Origin of the sequence: Legionella taurinensis, from assembly GCF_900452865.1 — a bacterium.
Taxonomy (GTDB): domain Bacteria; phylum Pseudomonadota; class Gammaproteobacteria; order Legionellales; family Legionellaceae; genus Legionella_C; species Legionella_C taurinensis.
The window spans coordinates 206734-231081 of record NZ_UGOZ01000001.1 but is presented as its reverse complement, the minus strand read 5'-3'; the positions used below and the strand labels follow the sequence as shown (position 1 = coordinate 231081).

Here is a 24348-nt window from a genome sequence, read left to right as displayed (position 1 = left end):
ATAGCCACTATTTTTTGAATGCGCTGACATGCTATGATTTTTCAAATCTGCAAAAAAAGCGATGTCATGGAAACGATCACGATTTATCATAATCCCCGATGCTCGAAGTCCCGGGAAACATTAAAACTGCTGCATGACAAAGGCCTCAAACCGGTGATAGTTGAGTACTTAAAAAGACCGTTAAGCCTTGATCAATTGCGCGCGTTGAGCGCTCATTTTGAGCTTAAAGAGTTCGTCCGCAGCGGAGAAACCATTTTTAAAGAATGGGGCTTGTCCCTGAGTGATAAAGAAAAACTCTTAACCGCCATGCACAAAGCCCCGATCCTGATGCAACGCCCGATTGTGACCTACCGCGGCAAAGCAGTGATTGGACGTCCGCCTGAAAAGGTTTTGACACTGCTTAATGAAAGCATGGCCTGACGTTCGCTGCGAAAATAAACTGTAAAGTTGGCAACACGGGCGCACCCTTTAATTTTTCATTAATAAAAACTGGTTAATATGATCTCATACTCAACCAGCTTTATTCGTTATGCCCATCAGCAATAGTCGAGGCATTAAATTAAAAAATGCCTTTCGTAACGAGAGAAAAAACGAGCGGACATCCCAACGTCTTGGCTGGCAGTCCCTCTATTTTCAACCCTTTATCGCCCAACTATTATTTAAACTCGAATGCCAACAGGGCATTTTCAGCTACTCCAACGACAAAACGAAAGCACTTCAGGGGCGTTATCTCTATGTACGCACTCTGGATGGTCACCTTTTAGCGGCTAAAGAAGGAGAGGTCGGTCATCATTCCTATCTGAGTAATGGCAAGAAAGTCTTGTCTGCCGGTCATCTGATTTTTGATCAGGGGCGATTATGCCTGTTCAGTAATGAAAGCGGGCATTACACGCCCACCCGTGAGGAAATGGCCTCCGAAATTACTTTTTTTCATCATCTTGCCCAGAACCAGGATCTGATTTATGAAGATCATTCCAGTTACCCGCAGACGGGTAAAGTTATCCAATATAAAACCCAATCCCTCATCGACTCGGGAAGTATGATCAGGACATCTCCATTGGCTGTTTTAAGCACTACGTTATCGAACTTTGGCCGTTCTTTAAAATCCAGTCCCGCGGCAAACAGTAAGCCCATTGAGCAAGCGCCAGCATCGGGGTCAGGTTACCTGACGGATGAATCGTTTTTACCGTTGCCCAGGGACAGCCATTACCTCGATGACGAATGCCTGATTAAAGAGGACTCCTATGAAGAACCCTCTGCGTCATTAGACAAAACGCAACCCGCGAACGAGCCAAGGCCTGCTTACGGATTTTTTGTTCAGATAGAGGATCGTAAGAATAAAATCGATTGCCTTGCCAGCCCAGCGCCCGACAGACCCAAATAAAGCAAGGGGCCTAACCTTCACAGCATGGGCTAAACCTGCCCTTTTGAGCAGGCTTCAGGTTAAGTCAGGCGAATCTCGTTAAGGTTTAAACTCAGTTCCAGATCGGCTATGGCCGATTCCAGGCGTCTGATGGCTAAATCCAATGCCAGGCTGGCATGCCCTTTTTGCTTCTCGATATGGGTAACAATTGCATTAGCCGCAGGGCCGTGCAATTTGCCGGAAAAGCCGTTAATTTCGGCAGAATCCACAATCTCTCTGTCAAGCGCTGTAAATCCCCATTTCCCATCCGCCAGGCGCCCATAAACAAAATAATGATAGTCCCCCTTAGCCGGACTCCTGACTTTAAGCACGGTTGGACCATGGTAAGATAGCTCCTCTCGGATACCCTTTAGTTCACTCTCCATGTCTTTCGTTGGGGTGAGCGCGGCATCAATTGTCTTTAAGCCAACGTAATCCTGAAACACAGCCTCATCCTCTTTTTTAATCACACCTGAATGGTCAAGAAGGTGATTAAGAATCTGCCATTCCGGTGGACAGGTACCGTCCAGGCTGCTTTTTAAAACCAGGCCATCACAATCAATGAGGTAAGCACGGTACACCCCTTGGGCCTGATCGATTAACAGGTTGTCGCACTTAAAATCACCGTGGCAAAAACCCAGTTCATGGACACGCCTGACCTCCTTAAAAACAGCCAGGGCAACTTTACAATAGGCCAGCTGATCACGTACCTCACTGAGATTGGAAGGAAACTGATACAAAATCGACGTCAGCGGTTTTCCCGGCAGACAGGGTAATATCAACCGGATACCCTGATTGACAGCGAGGGTGGCGGGATGCTCAGGATGAATCTGATTCCACTTGCTTAACTCCACCTCATAACGGGCTAAATACTTGCCAATCAGTCCCTCGCCATCCAACTCGTCCTTATCCCCCCGCCAGTACATCGGTTTAGGTTGTTTAACCACAAATCGGATTTCTTTTTCCGAACCAAAAAAACGGCTGTAGGCGGTCTGGCCAAAAGGGGGGCGACCCTGGGCTCTGTATTTCTCGCTGCCTTCTTCAATGGCAGAGTCGTACCCCTTGTCGGAATCTGAAAAGCGATAGTTTAATTTTCCTTTCATCTTTATTCTCACTCGGTGCCCTAAGAAAAGCTCAGCAAGCCTGGGTAGAAACTGGCATTCTTGAGACGGAATTAAGCGCTGGTAGAACCGTGACGACCTGGACACCGGTATTGGAGGGGACTGCTTGTTTAACGCGTTTTCACAAAAAGACCACACCAACCTCGACAACAGTGTCCAGGTTGCGCATTAGCATTCTTCGTGTATTTAAACTAACCATATGAGCCAAAAATTGGGGAACTGAAATCATGTTATGTATTTTTATTGAGCAAGTCAACTGCCAGTGATCACAATACGTTGAGTTTAACTGCAAAAAATAGATACAATTTGGCAACATCCCTGCGGAGATTTAAATGGCGGTAATCAATATCATCGGTGCAGGCCGGGTGGGGCAAACCCTGGCCTGGCTGTTATCCAGACAAAAAGGGATTGAGATAGGCTTTGTCTGCAATCAAACCGAAGCCAGCGCCAGGGCAGCGTTGCAATTCATTGGTCAGGGAAAATACTGCCCTGCCATCGAAGAACTGCCTCCGGCGGACATGACCTTCATCACCACCCCTGATTCCAGTATTGCTGCCGCCAGTGCCGCCTTAAGCCAAAGCGACTTAAAACCCGGTGGCATTGTCGTTCATTGCAGCGGCGCGTTAACCAGTAACGCCCTCGATGCGTTGCGGGTAAAAGGCTGTTATACGGCCAGTATCCACCCCATGCGCAGCTTCGCTAAACCCGCACTCAGCGTGCACGAATTTAGCGGCACTTACTGTGCGGTGGAAGGGGATGTGCCTGCCATCAGCGCGCTTACTGATCAATTGCAAGCCTTAGGCGCCATTGTCTTTGCCATCGATAAAACGAAAAAGCCGCTTTATCATGCCGCCGGGGTTTTCGCTTCAAACTACCTGGTTACCCTGTTCAGCCAGGCCTTGTCCTGTCTGAGCAACGCGGGAATCGATGAAACCGTGGCGGTGGGGGCTGTTTTGAACTTAATGCAAGGCACGCTGGCCAATTTAAACCATACTCAATCGCCGCGCGCTTCTCTGACAGGCCCCATAACACGCGCCGATACGGGAACGATAACCAATCACCTGCTGGCCTTAACCGGCGTTCTGCACGAGTTGTATTCCGTATTAGGCAAAGCCACCCTGCCGTTGACCACCTTAAGCGGGGAACAGAAACAGGCTGTCATGGCGGCGTTGGGCAGTTGATTTTCATCTCGATTACACTCTGGGGATCGGCGGGGGCATTTTTTGCAGAATGTCCTCAATGGGCAGCCCCATGACATTGTAGTAAGAGCCTCTGATTTCTTTCACAAAGGTATCGCGCACAGTCTGTATCCCGTACGCTCCCGCCTTATCGAAGGGATCGCCAGAATCAATATACTGATGTATCTGCTTTTCAGTCAGGGTATGGAAGGTAATGGTGGTGGTTACGCAATCAACGATCCAGCGTTTGGCGGGTAAAAAAACAAGGGCATAGCCTGTATGGACTTCGTGGGTTTTACCGCTTAGTTTCTGCAGCATGGTATAAGCGTCGTTTGCATCACGGGGCTTTTCCAGAATGTGGTTCTGATAAGCCACGGTTGTATCTGCCGCCAGAATCAGATCGGCTTCGTTGATTGCTATCCGCGATAAAACAGCCTCGGCTTTCTCTTTCGCCAGACGAGTCACGTAGGCTTTCGCCGTTTCATTCGGCTGCGGTATTTCTTCTATGTCAGCGGGCATTACCCGCGCAGTGAAACCATGCGTTTCCAAGAGGTGACGGCGTCTTGGTGAGGCACTGGCCAGAATCATGTTTAATGCGTGCATGACTTACAGAAAAAGGAGTGAATCGTCTGATTATCGCACGCCGGCGTTTATAGCAACAAGTGGGGCGAGACACGCCCCCTAGGTTGCGTCATCCTCAGCCGCCCCTTTTTTCTCCTTCTTATTCCGGCGGCGGCTGATTCGACGTTACCCTGACAGCAGTACCATGAATAACTATTATGATTTCGATAAGGCTTTCTGTGCTCAAGGCTCCAGCAAGAGCGTTGCGCAGTGCCTGCAAAGCCATATCCAGGGCAGTCAATTGATAGCAAAGCCAGCCGCCTGATGAGCCAGCATTACACGGCAGGCAACCCCAACAACCCGCAATCCATCAATCCATCATCGCGATGGATCGTGAGTTTTTAATTCAAGGCTTAGCCACTTCCTGAATTCAAGCGGCTTGGTTAAGCCGGATGACACGTGCGTAACCCGCTGGTCTTTATTTTCCTTTAATGGCCCGCCAACAGCCGGTATACTCTCCCTATCGCAAAGTCAATGAGTGGGCAACGCCCAACGATAACCGACGAAAGGACACCATGAATCGTTCCGTTTTATTTCTTGCCTTGATGACGTTCAGTTTACTCGCCGACGCAGCACTCCCAGCCGATGCAATCCAGCGCTGCCTGGATGTCAGGCGGTTTGCAGACTACACCACCCGGCAAAAAATGGCAGCCAGGGAGCCCGGTGTTCTGCGCTTTAAATTTCATAAAATTCCATCCTCGCAACTCCCCTTTGCAAACCTGGCGGGCAATATGGATGAAGTGATTAGCGCCTTAAGTCACCAGATTAAAAACTGCAAAAAAAGCCGCGGTGAGTTCCAAAGAATAACCATTGCCGGCCGGCAACTTAACCGACAGGATTGGTGCCTTCGTACCAATCAAAAAATGCTCGCGCTGGCGAAAGCGGCCCATGGCAACTTTAAAACCTATGTTTCGGCGCTTAAAACGCAATTTGACTGGTATAAAAGTGAAGGCTGGCCTGAAAACCATGCCGGATTCAAGCAGGGGGAATTCCAGTTCACCGCTTATTACGCCCCCGCGGCCATTGAAGCACGCAGTCAACGGGGCGGTGACTTTTTATACCCTATCTACGGCAATCCGGGTGTAGTCAATGCCGCCCTGGAAAGTAAACGATTGAAATTAAAAGGCCCCTTGTGCGGCGTCGATCCTCTGACCAACATGGCGCGTGGATTTTGTCTTAAACATAAAAACGGCACCTATTCGGTGGTGCCCGACCGAGAAGAAATTGAACACGGCGCCCTCGACAAAAGACACATCATTGGCTACGTAAAAGATCCCAATGATCCGGCTTTTTTAATGGTTGAAGGCTCTGGCTCCCTGGTGCTGGATGGCAAATTCCTCCATGTGAATTACGCCGGAGCCAACGGCAGGCCGCGTACCATGCTTGGCCGCATCGTCCAATGCGCTCAGGATCCCACCTGCGGCGGCAACCTAGAGACCATCGAGCGTTGCGCCCACGATCCCAAATGCCATGATGAAGCTAAATTACGCTGTAATGTGTCGCAAAAAATCAAGCAAAGCGCCGCTTCGGAAAAGCAGATTCGTCAATACCTCGATAGTCTCCATCCTCATCAGGCCGACAATTTGAGAAATCGCGATCAAAGCTATGTCTTTTTTGCCAAAGAAGAAGGCGGCCCTTATGGTTCTGAAAACATCACGCTGACGCCTCATGCTTCCTGCGCCACCGATCACAAGGTTATCCCAGTGGGGATGAGTTTTATTTACCATTGCAACAATAAAACGTCCTGGTGTTTAGCTCAAGACACAGGAGGGGCTATCGTGGGTGCCCATGTGGATGTCTATAAAGGCGAAGGCGACCAGGCCGGCGTGGAAGCGAATGCCATCAATCATGCCGGCTCATTGTTTTTAGCCTTGCCTAAAGGATAAGTAAAACCACTGATTCAATCCTGCTCACAGCAATTGAATTCAAGCCTTCGTCCGAGCGCCTGCTCGCGGTTTACCTTGACGGTAGTGCGACTGCCTGCCGGCTGCATTCAACCCTTGACGTCTTGGCGCATTGGGCTTTTTTACAGGGGGACGGGCCATGACCTCTGTGGGTAAATGATGTTCCGGCTCGAAGCCTTCCACCTCCTTACGCTGCAGTTTGCATTGGATTAATTTTTGGATAGACTGAAGTTGATTAATCTCATCGGCACTGACTAAAGACACCGCCAACCCCGAGGCGCCGGCTCGTCCCGTTCTGCCGATGCGGTGCACGTAATCTTCCGCCACTTGCGGTAAATCATAATTAACCACGCAGGGCAACTGATCGATGTCCAACCCGCGGGCCGCGATGTCCGTGGCCACCAGGATGTGTAATTCACCGGATTTGAATTCTGCCAGCACTTTGGTGCGCTGAGCTTGTGATTTATTGCCGTGAATCGCCTGGGCATGAATGTTTGAGGTCTGCAATTGTTTGACCAGTTTATTGGCGCCATGTTTGGTGCGGGTAAAGACAATGGTTTGCCCCCACTTTTTGCTGTGAATCAAATGGCTTAATAACTCGCTTTTTCGCCCTTTATCAACCGGATGGACGACTTGCTTCACGGCATCTGCCGTGACGTTTCTCGGAGCCACTTCAATTTCTACCGGGCGATTAAGAATGCCTTTGACCAGCTTGCGGATTTCATCGGAAAAGGTGGCTGAAAAGAGCAGATTCTGGCGTTTTTCCGGTAATAATTTAATGATTCGCTTAATGTCGTGAATAAAGCCCATGTCCAGCATGCGGTCGGCTTCATCGAGCACCAGGGTGTCCACTTCATCAAAGTGAATAGCGTTTTGTTGATGCAGGTCCAACAAGCGGCCGGGTGTCGCCACCAGGAGCTCAACCCCTGCACGCAAACGCATCATCTGAGGATTAATTTTTACCCCGCCAAAGACCACCGCAGAACGCAACGACATGTTGGCGCCATACTGCACAATGCTCTCATGAACCTGCGCCGCCAATTCGCGGGTGGGTGTTAAAATCAATACTTTGGTACGGTTACTTCTGGCACGCGATTTTACGCTGGTCTTTTGCAGAATGGGCAACACAAAACTGGCCGTTTTACCGGTTCCTGTCTGGGCGGAAGCTAAAAGATCGTTGCCCACCAAAATTTCAGGGATGGCTTTAGCCTGAATGGCGGAGGGTTGGTCATAGCCTAATACCTTCACGGCATTGGTTAAAGGCTCAATTAAGCCTAGGGATGCAAAACTCATGGAATGTCCTGTTGTAGCGAGCAAATGGGGATTGAATGGGATTGTTCAATATGAATATTTTCAGTGCAATTGTATACCGATGGGGGGGAAAACTCAAACATTATCTTCAACAACTCTCTTAAAGAGGTTAACCGGCAACCAATAACAGAGTGGAAACCTTCAGTAACGGGATTGATTTAAATTCAGCCCAGACTCCATCATTACCTTGCTAAGAGTGCGAATCTGTTTTTAAAACCGCCTCCAATTCCCCCCTCTCCTCCGGCGTGATCATAAAAATCAACGTATCCCCTGCTTTCAGCACATAATCAGGCGAGGGGTTATAAATCCAGGTCCCTTCTGTTTTAACGGCTAATAGCAGCAGGCTGGGATATTGTTTGAAATTTAAACTTCCAATGGCGTGGTCAAACCAGGCCTCATGAACGGTGAACTCTTCAACGCGTAAGTTTTTTTCTCTGTCCCTGAGCATGGTATCTAAAAAGGACACCGCCGTGGAACGGATCATTTCCGATGCCATACGCATGCCGCCGATGTAACTGGGAGAGACCACCGCATCAGCACCCGCCATTTTCATTTTCTCCGCATTCTTAAGATCATGACAATTGGCAACGACACGAAGGCGAGGGTTCAGCTGTTTAGCCGTGAGGCTTATCACAAGGTTTTCATTGTCATCCCCTGTAATCGCAAAAAGGCCCACTGCCTCGTTAATGCCGCAGGCCATTAACACATCACTGTCGCTGGCATCGCCCATCATGAATAATTGGTCATGAAAAACATCCACTAATTTGTCAATGTGCGCTCTATTGACGTCAATGATGACGCTCGTGCGCTTTGTTTCCGCCAACTCTTTAATAATGTGAAAGCCAACCCCTTCAACCCCACATACGATGTAATGATTTTTTAATTTTTTAATTTGCTTATTCATTTTTTTTCTCATGAGTACTTCAGAAATTTCAACATCCACCATAAAAGCAGTCAGATTGGTAATAATGTAGGTGGCAACCCCTATGCCGGAGAGTGCGATAAAAACCGTAAATAATCGCCCCAGGGCGTTATTATCCAAATCAATCACTTCACTGTAACCGATGGTGGCGATGGTAATGAACGTCATGTAAAAACAATCCACCAGGGAGTAGTCACCCTGACCGATGAACCAGTAGCCCACTGTTCCTAGTGTCAAGACAGAGGCTAACGCGATACCGGCATAGACAAATTTTTTAACTTTTTTTGAATAGATATTAATTTTTATAGCCATCATGGGTTAGAAGCCATAACAAATAGTACGGTTTTCAAGTACATAATAAAAGACAGTTTGAATTTGGCACTCGCCGGGGGCAACGCATGCAAATCGTGTGAACAGGCATAACAATACAAAACATGATTGGCCGGACATGGTCATTTATCGTCACTTCAAACTGGTCAATACACGCTATACTCATGAGGTATGGACAGACGCGAATGAATATTCCTTTTACTGACGCCCCTGCCAGCCCCCCCACATTAAAAAACGACTGATTAACAGTACAGAATCCCTCGCCCCTTTGAATTGCGTCACCCAGACTTCTCAGTATATAGTAAAAAACGATGACATTATTAATGGATTACCGGCAGATACTATGGATACAACACCCATCAATACCACCTCAAAATGCCCTGCGTTGCACGGTATCTTATCAACGGGCCACGCGAGCTTTGACTGGTGGCCAGAAAATTTAAATTTCGACATCCTGCATCAGCAGGATACGCAAACCAATCCCATGGGAAAACACTTTAACTACCGGGAGGAAGTAAAAAAGCTGAATTTTGAGGAACTGAAGAAGGATTTGCTCGCATTGATGACGGATAGTCAAAGCTGGTGGCCTGCTGATTGGGGTCACTACGGCGGCCTCATGATCCGCATGTCCTGGCATGCTGCCGGATCCTATCGTATAGCCGATGGTCGAGGCGGTGCGGGTACGGGCGGTCAGCGTTTTGCGCCACTGAACTCCTGGCCGGATAACGTGAACCTGGATAAAGCGCGGCGATTATTATGGCCGATTAAAAGAAAATACGGCAATCGTCTCAGTTGGGCGGATTTGATTGTCTTTGCCGGAACCGTCGCTTATGAATCCATGGGGCTTAAAACCTTTGGTTTTGGTTTTGGCCGTGAGGACATCTGGCATCCCGAAAAACACATTTACTGGGGCTCAGAAAAAGAATGGCTGGGCACTGAACGTTATGCTGACGACACCCGTGAATCCCTCGAAAATGCACTGGCCGCCGTGCAAATGGGCTTGGTTTATGTGAATCCTGAAGGGGTTGGCGGGCATCCTGATCCACTGCGCACCGCTCAGGATGTGCGTATAACCTTCCGACGCATGGCGATGAATGACGAGGAGACTGTCGCGTTGACGGCGGGTGGTCATACGGTGGGTAAATGCCATGGCAACGGCGATCCCCAACACTTGGGACCTGCGCCTGAAGCCGCCAATGTCGACGATCAAGGGCTTGGCTGGCTTGGCGGCATGGGTCGTTATGCCGTGACCAGTGGTCTTGAAGGAGCCTGGACAACGCATCCCACTCAATGGGATAACGGCTATTTTTATCTCCTCCTGACCTATGATTGGGAACTGAAAAAAAGCCCTGCCGGGGCCTGGCAGTGGGAGCCGATTAACATCAAAGAAGAAGACAAACCCGTCGATGTGGCAGACCCGGCCATCCGCCACAATCCGATCATGACAGATGCCGACATGGCCATGAAGAAAGATCCCGTTTATCGTCAAATCGCTGAACGGTTCTACAAGGATCCGGCTTATTTTTCAGAGGTATTTGCGCGCGCCTGGTTCAAACTAACCCATAGAGACATGGGGCCAAAGGCACGGTACATTGGGCCTTATGTGCCTACTGAGGACTTGATTTGGCAGGATCCTGTTCCGGCAGGTAATAAAGCGTATGATGTTGCCGCCGTCAAAGAGAAAATCCGGGCCAGCGCGTTAAGTATCGGCGATATGGTTTCCACAGCCTGGGACAGTGCCCGGACGTTCCGCGGTTCCGATAAGAGGGGCGGTGCGAATGGCGCACGCATTCGCCTGGCACCACAAAAAGACTGGGAAGGTAATGAGCCGCATCGTCTGGCAAAGGTTCTGACGGTCCTCGAAGGAATTGCCGCAGAAACCGGTGCCAGCGTGGCCGATGTGATCGTTCTTGCTGGCAATGTCGGGATTGAGCAGGCAGCTCAAGCGGCTGGTTTTGACATTACCGTTCCTTTTGCTCCAGGACGCGGCGATGCCACTGACGCCATGACGGATGTCGATTCTTTTGCCGTACTGGAACCCCTTCACGATGGTTATCGTAATTGGCTTAAGGAGGAGTCACCTGTTCGTCCCGAAGAGCTTTTACTCAATCAAACACAACTCCTCGGCCTGACAGCCCCTGAAATGACGGTGTTGGTTGGTGGGATGCGGGTGTTAGGGACGAATTATAACAACACCAGGCACGGCGTACTGACCGAGCGTGAAGGGGTTCTAACCACTGATTTCTTTGTTAATCTGACCGATATGGCCTACACATGGAAACCAGCAGGACCTCATCTGTACGAGATTCGCGATCGTAAAACAGGCACTCTGAAGTGGACCGCCACGCGGGTGGATCTGGTGTTTGGCTCCAACTCCATCCTCCGTGCCTATGTGGAAGTCTATGCTCAGGACGATAACAAAGAAAAATTTGTGCACGACTTTGTTGCCGCCTGGACGAAAGTGATGAACGCGGATCGGTTCGACCTGATTTCCTGTTAATTGAATAACCCGTTAAATGAAAAAGCCCTGCCAGCGTAAACTGAACAGGGCTTTTAAAAACACCGACAGGCTTATTTGGCCAATGCGGCTTTCTTTTCTTTCTCTTTGGCAATCACTGCTTCCGCCACGCTGGTTGGGCAAGGCGCGTAGTGAGAGAATTCCATGGAGAATTGACCACGACCTGATGTGAGGGTACGCAGGGTGCTGATGTAACCAAACATTTCTGAAAGGGGAACATCGGCCTTGATGCGAACACCGGCAGCACTTGGTTCCTGACCGGAAATCATACCGCGACGACGGTTCAAGTCACCAATCACGTTACCGACATCTTCTTCTGTACTGTAAACGTCAACCTTCATGATGGGCTCAAGCAACTGAGGACCTGCTTTTGGCATGGATTGACGAAACGCGCCTTTGGCCGCAATTTCAAACGCAATCGCGGATGAGTCAACGGCGTGGTAAGCACCGTCAGTGAGGTTAATGACCACATCCAGTACAGGGAAGCCGGCCAGAGGTCCAGTGCCCATCATGGAGCGGAAACCTTTCTCAATGGCTGGGAAGAATTCCTTGGGTACGTTTCCACCCACAACGGAAGTGAGGAAAGTGAAACCACTGTTCGGCTCGCCGGGTTCAATCGTATAATCAATCTTACCGTATTGACCAGCACCACCGGATTGTTTTTTGTGGGTGTAGCTGTCCTGAATGGATTTGGTGATTGTTTCACGGTAAGCCACCTGTGGCTGACCGACAATCAATTCCACGTCGTAAGTACGCTTTAAGATATCGACTTTAATATCGAGGTGTAATTCACCCATACCACGAAGAATGGTTTCGCCTGAATCTTCATCCGTCTCAACTCTGAATGTGGGATCTTCGGCAACCATTTTACCAATGGCAATACTCATTTTCTCGGTTGAGCCTTTGTCTTTAGGCGAAACGGCAATGGAAATAACCGGCTCAGGGAAAACCATCGCTTCCAGTGTACACTCGTGATTTGGATCGCAAAGCGTGTGACCGGTGCGAACGTTTTTCATACCGACGATAGCGATAATGTCGCCCGCTTCTGCACTTTGTAATTCATTACGCTCATTGGCCTGCATCTCAACCATACGGCCGACACGTTCTGTCTTACCGGTAAAGGAATTAAGAATGGTGTCCCCTTTATTCAGTTTTCCTGAATAAATACGGACGAAAGTCAAGGCGCCGAAACGGTCATCCATGATTTTAAAGGCCAGAGCACGGAAGGGCTCGTCGGGTGAAACGAGAGCAAATTCACCGTTTGGCTCGCCTTCAGCGTTGGTCAAAGGCTGTGGATTCACTTCATGCGGAGCTGGTAAGTAGTCAACGACTGCATCCAACAACAACTGCATCCCTTTGTTTTTAAAGGCTGAACCGCAATAGGTTGGGAAGAAGGCCAATTCACGCGTACCAATACGGATACAACGCTTGATTTCTTCGATTGAAGGCTCAACCCCTTCGAGATAACCCATCAGCAGTTCATCGTCCATCTCAAGCGCAGTTTCAATCAATTGCGCACGATAGGTTTCAACATCGTCGTGCATATCGGCAGGAACATCCGTTACGCTGTAATTTTCTGGTTGGCCTGTTTCATCCCAGACATAGGCTTTACGGGTTAATAAATCGACCACACCGACGAAGTTCTCTTCAATACCGATAGGCAATGTCATGATTAAAGGGTTAGCACCGAGGACTTTTTTAATCTGTTCGGTGACTTTCAGGAAGTTTGCCCCGATACGGTCGAGTTTGTTGACGAAAATCAAACGGGCAACTTTGGAGTTGTTCGCATAGCGCCAGTTGGTTTCTGACTGAGGCTCAACACCGCCTGAACCACAGAATACACCGATACCGCCATCGAGTACCTTCAGTGAACGATACACTTCAACCGTGAAGTCAACGTGGCCCGGGGTATCGATAATATTGAAGCGGGTGCCTTTCCAGAAGCAACTGACCGCTGCTGACTGGATGGTAATGCCGCGCTCGGCTTCCTGCTCCATGAAGTCGGTTGTTGATTCACCTTCGTGAACCTCACCCATTTTATGGATTCTACCGGTCAGTTTGAGAATACGTTCGGTAGTCGTGGTTTTTCCAGCATCGACGTGAGCGAAGATACCAATGTTTCTGTAAAGGTTTAAATCAGCCATAGCACTCTTCTAAAATTTAAATGGATAAAAAATTGTCACATATTGTACAGGATTTTATCCTGATTTGCAGCAGAAAGTTGCGGCATTTATTCTGATTATTTTACCTCGTCGGTTACAACCAACGAACGATTATTTAATAATTAGCACGCATCATGGTTATTTTGTATTTATTTCCACCAAAACTTATAAACCCGGATTGTCAATTGTTTTTAAATGATCTTAATATCCAAGGTTATGCTATTTTAGCTGCACTCACGCGTATTAAAAAAGGATTTTCATGAAAAACATTAGACTTCTACTCTTGGGACTCGTGCATACAGCCAGTGCTTTGGCTGGCACAATGAACTCGTCTTCAGACTTAGGCCTCCATTATTCAAAGGATTTTTACATGGGTGCAAATCTCTCGGGAGATTACTCCAAGTACAATATCAAGTTGACCGATATTCGCTTCGCGACAGGATTAGTAAATCGTTTTGGCCAAACCCACCTGACAGATATAGCCATAGCCGGAGGTCTATTCGCCGGTTTCGCCATTCATTTCCCCTCCCCCTTCTATCTTGGCGTTGAAGGGTTTTTACATTTTTCTGATAATGAGGCTAAGGCAGAGATTTTCGATGATAACCCGATCAATTTAGAAGGGCTTACCTTCGCCTCATTCAATGTTCGCAATAAACGAAATGCCGGCCTTGCCATTTTGCCAGGGATTAAAATCAACAATACGACACTTGCCTATGTCCGTGCTGGATACGTTAACGGCGCATTTAAAGTGAGTGGTGAAGGACGTGCCTTGTTAGCAACAGGTGTTGTTACGACTTTCAATAACGAGCACGACTTAAACGGCTTTCAAACAGGCTTAGGCCTCAACACCTCCCTCTCGAAAAATCTAAGCCTTCGGGGAGAGTGGGTAATTAATATCTACCAATCCTTTACCGATCCCGTCATCAATAGACGAGGCCTGACAGAAGGGAGCTTAATCTTCAATCACCCAACGACAAGCCAGTTTAACTTAGGGATTGTTTATCATTTTAATGATGTTCCTGCATGAGAAATGTTTGGAGTGAGCCAGCCGCATTGCGGCACAATCTTTTGTATCAATTAAAGATGTTACCTAGAATGGCTTTTCTGGATTCAATTCCTGCTCTGCCAGAAATATGATGGTTAAATGTCATTCAAAGATTAAGTGCAAAGAGGTAATAACCGATTTTAAGATTAATCCTTGTTCATCTCCAATATCAATGCTCCATAAATATTTTCACCTGATATTGAGGACTTGTGTATCTTTACTTAAGGGCCTGGATAATCCCGGGTCGAACCTGAGGCGTGTCCGTTTAGAGCGTCTCATTGTCACCTGGACTCATTATCGCCACCCAGCCTAACGATTAAGCCCAAAGGTGACAGCTATTTCTTAAGCTGATTTTTGTATAAACTTACCTTTTATTGCGGCTTGATATTGATAAGGACATTGATTGAAACGACAGTTAATTTTGTTCTCATACCTCTGTTTAGTAATGCCCACGCTTTACAGCAGCGGAGTGGCTGACCCAGGCGATAAACGGTTTGTGTTTGGATTGGATGCAGGCGCTGCCAAAACGAAGCAATTAAGTCAGTCTGCTCATTTCCAACTGGGATACAGCACATTTAATTATTTACCGGATAGCGATACGTCTACGATGCGGTATGGCATTTCACTGGGCCGTCGATTCCTGCTTAATCCCCTAAACAGCGTCATCATTGGCTTGAGTTATCATCAATTCAGCGACATGAAGGTGAGGGGCACCCTGCAACAAGGCATTTCCCCGCCACTCTACAGTGCCAACTATGAATACACCATTCAACTGTCGCAGTTATTAGTCGACGCGAAACTGCAACACCAATGGGGGCAACGATTTTATCCCTACCTCACCGCGGGGATAGGGGGAGGATTCAATCGAGCGGAGCATTTCTATACCACAGTCCCAGGGTATCTCACCGTGACACCGACCTATGCCAACCATCGCCGTTCGTCGTTAAGTTATGCTCTTGGCCTAGGTATCGATACGTTGGTGGCCCCTCATGTGACCGTGGGGATAGGGTATCTGTTTTCTGACTTGGGACGGGTTGGCCTTGGCTCTGGTGTGATACGGCAAACCCGCGTATCCAATTATTTAAGCCAATCGCATTTGCACATGAATACCGTTTTGGCACAGATCAGCTGGTCTATATAAAGGGTACCGATAATGACTCATTTGAAGCATTTCCATCGTGTTGTAGTACAGATTCTTCTGCTTTTGACGCTTATCCATACCCATGGCTATGCGCGGGCGGCATTCAATAACGCGCAGCAAAATCTTGCTTTTTTGATTAAACCTCAGCCCAACACGCTGCTGCCCCGGGAAGTGCCCATCGGTTTTCCGGTGCATGCAAAATATCAGATTACCAATCCTAACGCGCTCACAGCCATCAATGCGACCATTGTCTCTCTGCCACCCCATACCAGTATAAATCCGACTGGGTGCGGTTCACGGTTTACCTTGGCTCCCAACGCCAGTTGCACCTTGACACTGACGGTTTCAGCCAACGGTTTGCGCGTGGGCGATGTCATCAGTGGCGCCCGCGCCCCCAATGTATTAATGGCCTGCTGGAACGATGGCGTGAGCTGCGCCGGGGTAACCAACGCCAATGATTTATTGCGGGTTAACGTGATCCCCCCACCCTCCATTACTTATCAATCCCTGTTGGAAGATAAATTGATTAATGCGGACTTATGGGGGAATCAGCCCGAAATATTGTCTGCCAATTACGGCTTTGAAGGCATTGAAGGGGTCCCTGGCAATGAATCGGGCGTTGTCGCCGCCGGGGGCGCCTGGATGACGATTACAACCCCCGGTGCGCCTTTTTCCGCCTACACCACGGCACAAACACCGTCTGACGTCGCTTTTGGCTTTGGTTATCCGACCAATTATGCCGATGCCATGCCCATTTGTTTCAGTTGGCCTGTGTTGCCCAGTTCCGTACGTCCGACTGATTTTCGCCTGACCTTAAATACCGGCGAAACAGTCCAGCCGGAAGTGGCGTCGATCACGCCTAACTTCTTGTATAACAAGCGCAGTTGTGTCGTCATTTTTGGCAAATTCGGCAATCGACTCTCACCGGGAACACCCGGGGCTGTTTACCCAACTCAGGTTACGATCGTGGATAATGGGACCACATTGAAACTGGTGGGTCCCAATGGCCCGGTGAGTGCGGTGGGTTTGAGTAAATCCAGCGGCAATCCTTACCAACCCGGTGGAGGTCCTAAATTAATTGGCGCCAAATTAAGCGTCATGAACGATGTAGGGCAGGATGCTCCGGTTGCCTTTAGAAGTAATCTTCCGAATGGCGGTACCGCACTGTACGGACCCGATGCAGAATACCGATTACGCATCTATACCACCGCCGGCATTTCTCCTGACGGCGTTTCAGCCATCCTTCCTACCGACTTTGAAACCTTTTTTCAAATTGAGGTGGTGGATGGCGGCGTCCCAACGCTCATCACGCAAGCCAACATCCCTTATGTTTTTTCAGCGGGCAGCATTCAGGTGGTTGGCTTGGCGGATCTAGGTAAGTACGATCTCCCCTTAAATGATGCCTATGTGGCGGATCGCGACAATTACCTCGACATCATTTTAAAAGGGGATGAGGCGGCCATGCGTTTAATCACCGCCGTCATTATTCCAGCGACGCCCCCCTATTTACCCTTATACAATCCGGGCGGTCCAGGAAATAACCCAACGCCAGGAGTGACGTATACGTCTCCAGGCCCAACGTGGACGCAACCGGTGACTATCGCAATTGATGATCCGTTGACGGTGACTTATCCCTAAGGAAGCAGTCATTATGAGTTTGGATACTTTTTTTGCAAAGGACAATCGATCGCTTCGATGGATTGCCAAAGGAATCCTCCTGTTCTGGATGCTCTGGTCTTTATTGGTTGCCTTAAGTGATACGGTTAATTTATTGCAGCGTCTGCATCTCTTACCGGCGCACTGGGTTTACACGTCGGGTAATTATGATTTGGTGGTGCAGACCTTTTCACTTTATAAGCTCAATAACGAGCCATTATTCCTGCTGTCCTACTTTGTTATTGTTGTCTTCGCCTGGGTTATCACCTTCTTTTTTGCCCGCGCCGTATGGGCTTCAGAAAAAAATGGTCACTATTTGCAGCGTGCCTACACGGCATTTCTGGTGATTCTTGCGATCGATGCCGGATTTATTCTCGCCGATGAATTGTTTATTCAATATGCGATGGAACATGGCCACATGAACCGCCTGGGTTTTAAACTGTTAACTTTTATTGTTTTTTTGATGTTGGAGAAACCCTTTGCCTTGTCGCGCGAATAATCTTGTACGGTATAGCTCATTGACACTCGCCAAACCTTTGCCCTTCCATGCCTGAATGCCCAAGTTGTTTTAAAAACAGGAATTCCAGGGTTTCTGGTACTCCAGGCCCGGTCTCGATATCAGCTCCCCTTGAATGTAGAGAGACTGTGTAAACGGCCGCACATGGCGCGCCATTTTATATACACAAAGAACCAGTCAAATACAATATGGCCAAATATATACATGTAATTAAAAAGTAAATACAATCCAGCCTGAGGTCAAACCCAAAATCCTTCCAATCAACCTTGAGGTATTATCGTGCAGTTAAAATCGGAGCAGGCTATTTCCAGCATTTGTTTAACAACCAAGTCAAGAAAAGAAATAACCATTAATACCTCTCCTGAGGAGACCAACCGGTTTGGGACACATTTTTTAGAGCGCATCAATACCCCCAAAGGACTTGGAACGGTCATTGGCGTGCACAGCAATGTTTTATGGATATGGCTGGATTGTGATTCCGGGCCAACGTACTGGGATAATGTAACGGGTGCGCTTTTTAATTACCCTGAATTCAGTAAAAGTAATGATACAAACTATCCGGAGGAACTTAAAAAATTTATCCCGGCAACACTGAACCTGTTAACGGTATTAACCCATATCGATCATTATTCATCGACTGCTCTCAACCATACTCTCCGGGTAGCGTTAAGCCAGTCTCCTGCTCACATGACAGAGCAACTTCGCTCCTTTTTTAAGGAATTCGATAAATTATCGGCTTCGGATATGGAACTGCTGGCTGAAGAAGAGGGGCTGGATGAAAAAGAAAAGACCGACTCAGGGAGCGTTACTAAGTACCTAAGCACTGCAACCCTGGATGCCCTTTCAGTAGAGTTTAATGCCATACAACACCGCGTTCAAACGCAGCTTCACCTGCTTAATCAGCAAATGAAACACCTCAACAAGGAAAAGACGCCTCAACTTTTTAGTTTGTTTACCACAAATCAATCGCTGCTTGAACAAAGTTGTCAGGAAATGGAGGAAACCGCCAAAAAAATACAATCCATTTCAGCCCGGGCGGCTCACTCAAAGGAAAGAAATCGGTTTCTGCACTTTGATCGGTTACTTTCTGCCCTGATCGATGTCTTTTTTGATTATCCAACGGATCAACCGTCCTATGACTCCATGAAATATCAGGATGGAGCCGCACAGCTCACACTGTTTTTATATAATCACGGTCATTATTTTTTTGAGGGAAGACAAAATGAATCGAACAACAGCAAGCAAGAACTAACCGAATCCTTAAGCGCACTGGATGTGACCTTTCTTTTCTTATTATTAAGCGGCTTAAGTCTTTCCACTTCTCAATCCGGCCTTATCTACCTCCACTTGTTAAAGCAAATCAAAATCCCTGTGGACACCTTCGACATACTGCCCAACGCGTTCAGTTTAGCCGATTTCAGCCGGCAACACCCTCAACAGTTTATCGAGCTCTACCAACGTTTCTTTTTAAGCGAGGGGGCATTTAAACAAAAAATGGAAGAGCTTTTAAAGAAGTCTCATCCCATTTTATTGACTGAAGCGGGAAAATGGGCCCTGTATTATGGTCTCGCGAAACAACGCGTGGTGAATGCGGATTCACCACCGGGTCACATACTTGAAATAAAATATTACCTTGGGTTGGGAATAGATTATTTTGACCAGGCCATGCGTTCAAGTCACTCCCTGGCAGCCCAGGAAATCGATGCGCTGCTCTCGGCACACAAGGAAATACCTTGTTCAGCAGCCTTGGCGAAACAATTGGCCTGGTATTTTTCTAACACCACGCAACTGCAAAAAGCACGATTTTATTTGAAATTGGCCGTATACCAAAACGAAAATCCAAGAAACAAAAACAAAAATCCGTCTGTTTTTGAACAAACCGTGAATGAATTAACACTTATCCAAATTAAACTGGACATATTGGAAAAAACAGGGAAAGAGCAAGGCCAGGCGATTAATACCCTGATTCATCTGGCGAGGCAAAATAATCAGCCAGCAGGCAAGACAGTACTGGACGAGTTAAGCACCCGGGTACCCGCTGTGGCTTTTGCAGCAATGATTGAATGGGAACAACACAATTTCAGTAAATTATCGCCTGATTTATTCGAGATGGCCAAAAAGGAAAATCCGGTGATAGCGGCCTGGTATCTCAATCGGTATCGTGTGGTTACCAAACAAGAAAAATCGGATTTGAATGTCGTACTGCAGGCAGTTGCAGCCAATGTTGAGCCGGCCATCATTGAATGCAATCAATTGCTTGTCAGCACCCCCACGTTTGCTCTGCAGAACAAAGAAGCAATCCTTCCTTTTTTAGCAAAGGCCGATTTCTGGCAACACCTTTATCCGACCAATCTGATCTCTCTTATCTTAAATTATCAAGCCGCCGATGCCCTTTCGCCGCATGATTTGGATAAATTGATGGATTCGATGACGCATGCCTCTCTGACTGATCCTAAAAAGCACTTTGAATTCCTTGCAATAATCCTTAAGGATTTAAGGTGTTTACTTGATACCGCAAGATTCATTGCCTTTCTTTATGCCCTTAAACGATTGAATATTTCTATTAAAACCGATGCCGAATTGCCCACCGCGATTGCTACCTATTTGACTCAGCAAGCATTGCATTCGCTTAACGACCAAGTATTGCTCCACTCGTTCATGGATGGCTTTTTAGTCGAGTACCCCGAGTTCGGCCATGATTTGCGGCAGGATTCAAAAGCCTGGGCGATTATACAACAAAGCAAGCAGTTAACTTTTTTAATCAACCGGACTACCTGCGATTCGGAATCAAAAAAAGAAAACACAGAGGACGCGTCTTACTCCATCCTCGCTAGTCTGTCGGTGTTCAGTCACTCCACTGGCCCGGGAAACCCAACTCTTTCTCCAATGGAAATGCAGGGAACAACACCTAGGCCCAATTCCTGATTATATGAGGCCGCGACCGCGGCCTCCATGATGCTGCGTTTCGCCGCCATTTTTAATCTATACTTCCATTATCAGCGACCGGGTATTTTAGAGCCCGTAGCGAATAACCGCTTGGCGACTAATGAGGTGATTATCCTGCGATCTTACAAACGGTGGTGCATCACGCTGGTTTTCAGCGCTGTCATGACGATGTTATCCGCTCCTGGTCAGGCCGTGATTATTCTTGACAGCACCTTTAAAAAATCCGGGTTTCAGAAAGCAGAAAGCTTGGCCTTGTCTCCCCAGTTTGCTTCACTGCTCTTTTTAGATGGCGAAAGCGCATCAGGCTCCGGCGCCTGGATTGGCAATTATCAGGGCCATGGTTATGTATTAACCGCAGGCCACCTGTTTCCTCCCGGCACCAAAGCCTCGGATTACCGTTACCTGACCCTTGATGGCACCGTTTATCAAGGCGACAGGGTTTTTATCCATCCGCTCTGGAATGAGAACCACGAGGATCGCACCGGGTATGATGTGGCGATTGTGCGTTTAACCAGCGAAGTCACCGATGCGGGACCACAACCGGCTCTCTACAGCGGCAGCGCCGAGAAGGGACAACAATTAACCTTTATGGGTTATGGGTGGCGCGGCACCGGCAAGAAAGGGGAAGACACCAGCATTGATACCGGCAATCGCCCTGCCGCCGCCGTAGGACTCATTGAGTCCGTCGAAAACGCGGTGCATCCTGTGCCTGAAGAAGGCGATGCCGGCAATTATCTGGGCGTTTGGTTGCCGAAAGAAGACGGTTCTCTGGCAAATCCTTTAGACGATGAGGGAATCATCAAACCCTTCTCACCCTTAGCCGGCATTCTGGGCTCCGGCGACAGCGGCGGCCCCGCCTGGATTAAAACCAACAAGGGCTGGTCTATCGCGGCAGTGAGTTCAGACGGCAGCGGCAATGCAGCCTATGGCGATGTCTCCTGGTTCTCGCGGGTGACCGGACTCACGCGCTGGATAAAACAAATCGTGCCGACTGCGCGGTTTGTAGAGTGATGAGACCCCTGCCTGTACTTTGATATTGCCGTTCAAAATGGCACCCCCTCTAATCACTCAGTTCATTTTATAGACAATAATGCGTTTTTTGGTATACTTTGGCCCATTATTAATTTATGGAATGCTGTATGACCAGAAAACATCCCCTCTTCCCAACCTTTCAAGAAGTTGAAAAAGAATCTGATTTAGCCCGTTCCGATCATCTACCTGTTATGACGAAAATACCCCTTGGGGAAAAAAAAGAGTCGTTAACGATTGTTTCTCTGAATATTCTGGGTAATGAAGGTTGCTCCGGTGTTCACCCGCTTGGAATGACGATTCCAGAGGGCCATACTTTAGAGCGCTACCAACACCTCGCTTCAGGACTGGCTCACGGCATAAAGAAACATGGCGTTGACGTTATTTTATTACAGGAAGCGGATAAATCGATTGTCCCTTATCTCGAAGAAAAATTAGGAAAAGGATGGAACATCATCGTTGATGATTTTGGCATCATCAGTTGTTACAACAAAGAGCGGTTCGTTTTACAGGACACGACGGCCGACAAGGAATCCAGGATACGCACCATGGCGTTTACGGATACCCGCTCGGGTCTTTCTATCGATGTCCACAATCTCTGGGGAGTCTACAGCCCTTTTCCACACCACATGGAAAAGCAATATCGTTCGCTATTAACCAAAACCAAAAGCAAACTGTCAGTCATTATGGGAGACACGAACTCAAGGCTTGCTCCTCCCGCTGATCATACAAAGCGAAATCTTACTACCGGTATCGTCCCACCCATTATTGCAAAAACCAGCGGACTTCCTTCTGATACTCAAATCACGGACCATCCTGACGGTGGTTTTTATCGGGACGAAAGCGGGATTATTCATCAATTGTCTACCGAAACGCTGGATTTTGACACAGCGGAGATCGTCAGAGATGAGCGCAGCGAAGCGGATGCAAACGTATGGCCAGAATACAGAATGGTGATGTGTCTGGACAATTATTACCAGGAAACAGCCATTGTTGATGGGAAAACCCTTTTTCTCTATGAGGATGCACTTCAGCGTGAGTTTGGTAATGACAATCTGGTTGTACGTATGGCCAGTAACAGCTTCAATAATAAAGCCCTTGCCATTCGCTTTCCCCGAAACTCAGAAGCATTTAAACTGATACAAAGTGAGCTTAAAAATGAAGCTGGATTTCAGTTTACGCATGTCGACCCGACCGATAATAGAGACGGCCACCAACCGTTACCCTGCGTTTTTGCTCCAATAGAGAAAGTAGCGCTCCTGCATAAGGCGGTACAAAAAGCGATTTCAGAAACGGTATTGAAAAATCAGGTGACACAACGAATTCAATCGGAAATCGAACGATTATCGGAAGCCCACTGGTATCTACATGATGCGTCGGAAAAGATAAGCAGTTTAAAGGAATTAAAAATTCGACTATCAACGGCTACCGCAGACAGCACGGCCGAGGCTCTCTTATCCATCATCAAAACATGGGAAGCTGAGGCGGCTCCTGCTTCACAAAGTACAAGGGAAAATAATATCAAAAACAAACATGAACTCATGGGTGTTCATCGTAATATTTTTTTCAAACCCATACGGCCGGGTAAATCCACTGAAACTCAAAACACGTTACAGTGGTTAAAAGAAGCATTGGGGGATGCCCCCAACCAAGGAGTCCAACCTGAACCCAGTATGAAGTAACTTTCTATTTTGTGTGGCTTGAGGACTGTCTCGAGCCATACCTAATCCTCGATTTATCACTTTTTCAGCGTGATTTATTTTTCAATAGATCCCGCACTTCTTTATTTAAGATGGCAGCCTTCCATGTCTAACAAATTCGTTTTGTAACGTGCTGAAAGGCGAGAAATATAGGTTGTTTAAACTCATCATCGAAAATGGAAAATAACATCAGTCGTATTGGATTGCTCAGTCTTTGACAAGGCCATAACAGGTGATTGAGTGAGGGGTTTATTCTAAACTCATATCCATTTGCCAATAATTTAGTCAACATGTATTTTTCACCCTCTTCTATAATCACCATCATTTAGCCTAATTAATTTTGCAACATCAAAACCAGTATTGTCGAAAGTCCTCATAAAAAATCCATATTCGAAGCGCACTATCCCATTAGTTCAATAATTTTTTATTTTCAATGGTATTTGGCTCGTATTGCCATGCTTTAACTAATTGAAGGGAAGCAAGAACTGCGATCACAATCAGCCTAGGGTTGGGCTGGTAGAACCATAGGCAATTAATAATGGGGCTGCAAGGAGCCACAACCGAGGAGATAAAATGGCAGAAATTCTTCCTCCATCTAATGGATATAATGGAATAACATATAGAGCACACCAAAACCAGGGCGAAATCGCCACAAACGAATGGCATTTGCGAACGCTTCCATTAGACTGTTTTTACAGGAGTTTTATCAGGTCACATTTCGCTTCTGAAAAGCCGGCAACTGTCAGATCAAGTTTGAACGACTACAACTTATGGAATGACAGCAAGCCAATTCCCCTTGGGTGAAAACGCAATCGACTCCGCTTAGTTTATCAAACGATTATTTT

17 protein-coding genes are annotated in these 24348 nt (G+C 47.5%); 12 read left to right on the top strand and 5 right to left on the bottom strand.

Translation table 11 applies throughout. The annotated features are described in order from the left end of the window. Positions 1-66 precede the first annotated feature (66 nt). Positions 67-420 carry an arsenate reductase (glutaredoxin) gene (gene arsC / locus DYE45_RS01060; protein ID WP_115301046.1) on the top strand — a complete coding sequence of 118 codons (354 nt, stop codon included), beginning with the start codon at positions 67-69 and terminating at the stop codon, positions 418-420. A gap of 109 nt (positions 421-529) precedes the next feature. Continuing rightward, positions 530-1384, top strand: coding sequence for an IQM protein middle domain-containing protein (locus DYE45_RS01055; RefSeq protein ID WP_108294831.1), 855 nt, complete (start codon positions 530-532; stop codon positions 1382-1384). A 59-nt stretch (positions 1385-1443) separates the two neighbouring features. Here DYE45_RS01055 and DYE45_RS15030 read toward each other — a convergent pair whose 3' ends face one another. After that, positions 1444-2505: a BUD32 family EKC/KEOPS complex subunit gene (locus DYE45_RS15030; RefSeq protein WP_242602648.1), complete on the bottom strand. Its 1062-nt coding sequence runs from the start codon at positions 2503-2505 to the stop codon at positions 1444-1446. 350 nt (positions 2506-2855) lie between these two features. Between DYE45_RS15030 and DYE45_RS01045 the strand changes: the two genes are divergently transcribed. Next, positions 2856-3704 (top strand): Rossmann-like and DUF2520 domain-containing protein, encoded by an 849-nt coding sequence (locus DYE45_RS01045; RefSeq protein ID WP_115300275.1) that lies wholly within the window; start codon positions 2856-2858, stop codon positions 3702-3704. 12 nt (positions 3705-3716) lie between these two features. Here DYE45_RS01045 and DYE45_RS01040 read toward each other — a convergent pair whose 3' ends face one another. Next, complete coding sequence (locus DYE45_RS01040; protein WP_108294837.1) at positions 3717-4304, bottom strand: Maf family protein; 588 nt, start codon at positions 4302-4304, stop codon at positions 3717-3719. A 533-nt stretch (positions 4305-4837) separates the two neighbouring features. Here DYE45_RS01040 and DYE45_RS01035 point away from each other — a divergent pair. Continuing rightward, positions 4838-6208, top strand: coding sequence for an MltA domain-containing protein (locus tag DYE45_RS01035; RefSeq protein WP_108294839.1), 1371 nt, complete (start codon positions 4838-4840; stop codon positions 6206-6208). A gap of 39 nt (positions 6209-6247) precedes the next feature. Here DYE45_RS01035 and DYE45_RS01030 read toward each other — a convergent pair whose 3' ends face one another. Beyond that, complete coding sequence (locus DYE45_RS01030; protein WP_115300274.1) at positions 6248-7519, bottom strand: DEAD/DEAH box helicase; 1272 nt, start codon at positions 7517-7519, stop codon at positions 6248-6250. A gap of 208 nt (positions 7520-7727) precedes the next feature. Next, positions 7728-8774, bottom strand: coding sequence for a potassium channel family protein (locus tag DYE45_RS01025; protein ID WP_207393855.1), 1047 nt, complete (start codon positions 8772-8774; stop codon positions 7728-7730). Between the two features lie 358 nt (positions 8775-9132). Between DYE45_RS01025 and katG the strand changes: the two genes are divergently transcribed. After that, on the top strand, positions 9133-11289 hold the full coding sequence (katG, locus tag DYE45_RS01020) for a catalase/peroxidase HPI (RefSeq protein WP_108294845.1): 2157 nt from the start codon (positions 9133-9135) through the stop codon (positions 11287-11289). 71 nt (positions 11290-11360) lie between these two features. On the opposite strand, the gene fusA is transcribed toward katG, so the two are convergent. Further along, positions 11361-13451, bottom strand: a complete 2091-nt coding sequence (gene fusA / locus DYE45_RS01015) for an elongation factor G (RefSeq protein ID WP_108294847.1) — start codon at positions 13449-13451, stop codon at positions 11361-11363. Between the two features lie 277 nt (positions 13452-13728). Here fusA and DYE45_RS01010 point away from each other — a divergent pair, with 277 nt between their 5' ends. From DYE45_RS01010 to DYE45_RS00980, 7 genes are all read left to right on the top strand, one after another. After that, positions 13729-14496, top strand: coding sequence for an outer membrane protein (locus DYE45_RS01010; RefSeq protein WP_108294849.1), 768 nt, complete (start codon positions 13729-13731; stop codon positions 14494-14496). Between the two features lie 463 nt (positions 14497-14959). After that, positions 14960-15655, top strand: a complete 696-nt coding sequence (locus tag DYE45_RS01005) for an outer membrane protein (RefSeq protein ID WP_133138154.1) — start codon at positions 14960-14962, stop codon at positions 15653-15655. 12 nt (positions 15656-15667) lie between these two features. Continuing rightward, positions 15668-17293, top strand: coding sequence for a hypothetical protein (locus DYE45_RS01000; protein ID WP_115300272.1), 1626 nt, complete (start codon positions 15668-15670; stop codon positions 17291-17293). 13 nt (positions 17294-17306) lie between these two features. Further along, positions 17307-17810 carry a hypothetical protein gene (locus DYE45_RS00995; protein WP_108294855.1) on the top strand — a complete coding sequence of 168 codons (504 nt, stop codon included), beginning with the start codon at positions 17307-17309 and terminating at the stop codon, positions 17808-17810. 297 nt (positions 17811-18107) lie between these two features. Continuing rightward, a complete protein-coding gene (locus DYE45_RS00990; protein WP_115300271.1) occupies positions 18108-20753 on the top strand; it encodes a hypothetical protein in 2646 nt (881 codons plus the stop codon). 27 nt (positions 20754-20780) lie between these two features. Further along, a complete protein-coding gene (locus DYE45_RS00985; RefSeq protein WP_242602647.1) occupies positions 20781-21785 on the top strand; it encodes a S1 family peptidase in 1005 nt (334 codons plus the stop codon). 128 nt (positions 21786-21913) lie between these two features. Next, entirely contained in the window at positions 21914-23485 is a 1572-nt protein-coding gene (locus DYE45_RS00980) for an endonuclease/exonuclease/phosphatase family protein (protein ID WP_115300270.1), read from the top strand. Positions 23486-24348: the final 863 nt, after the last annotated feature.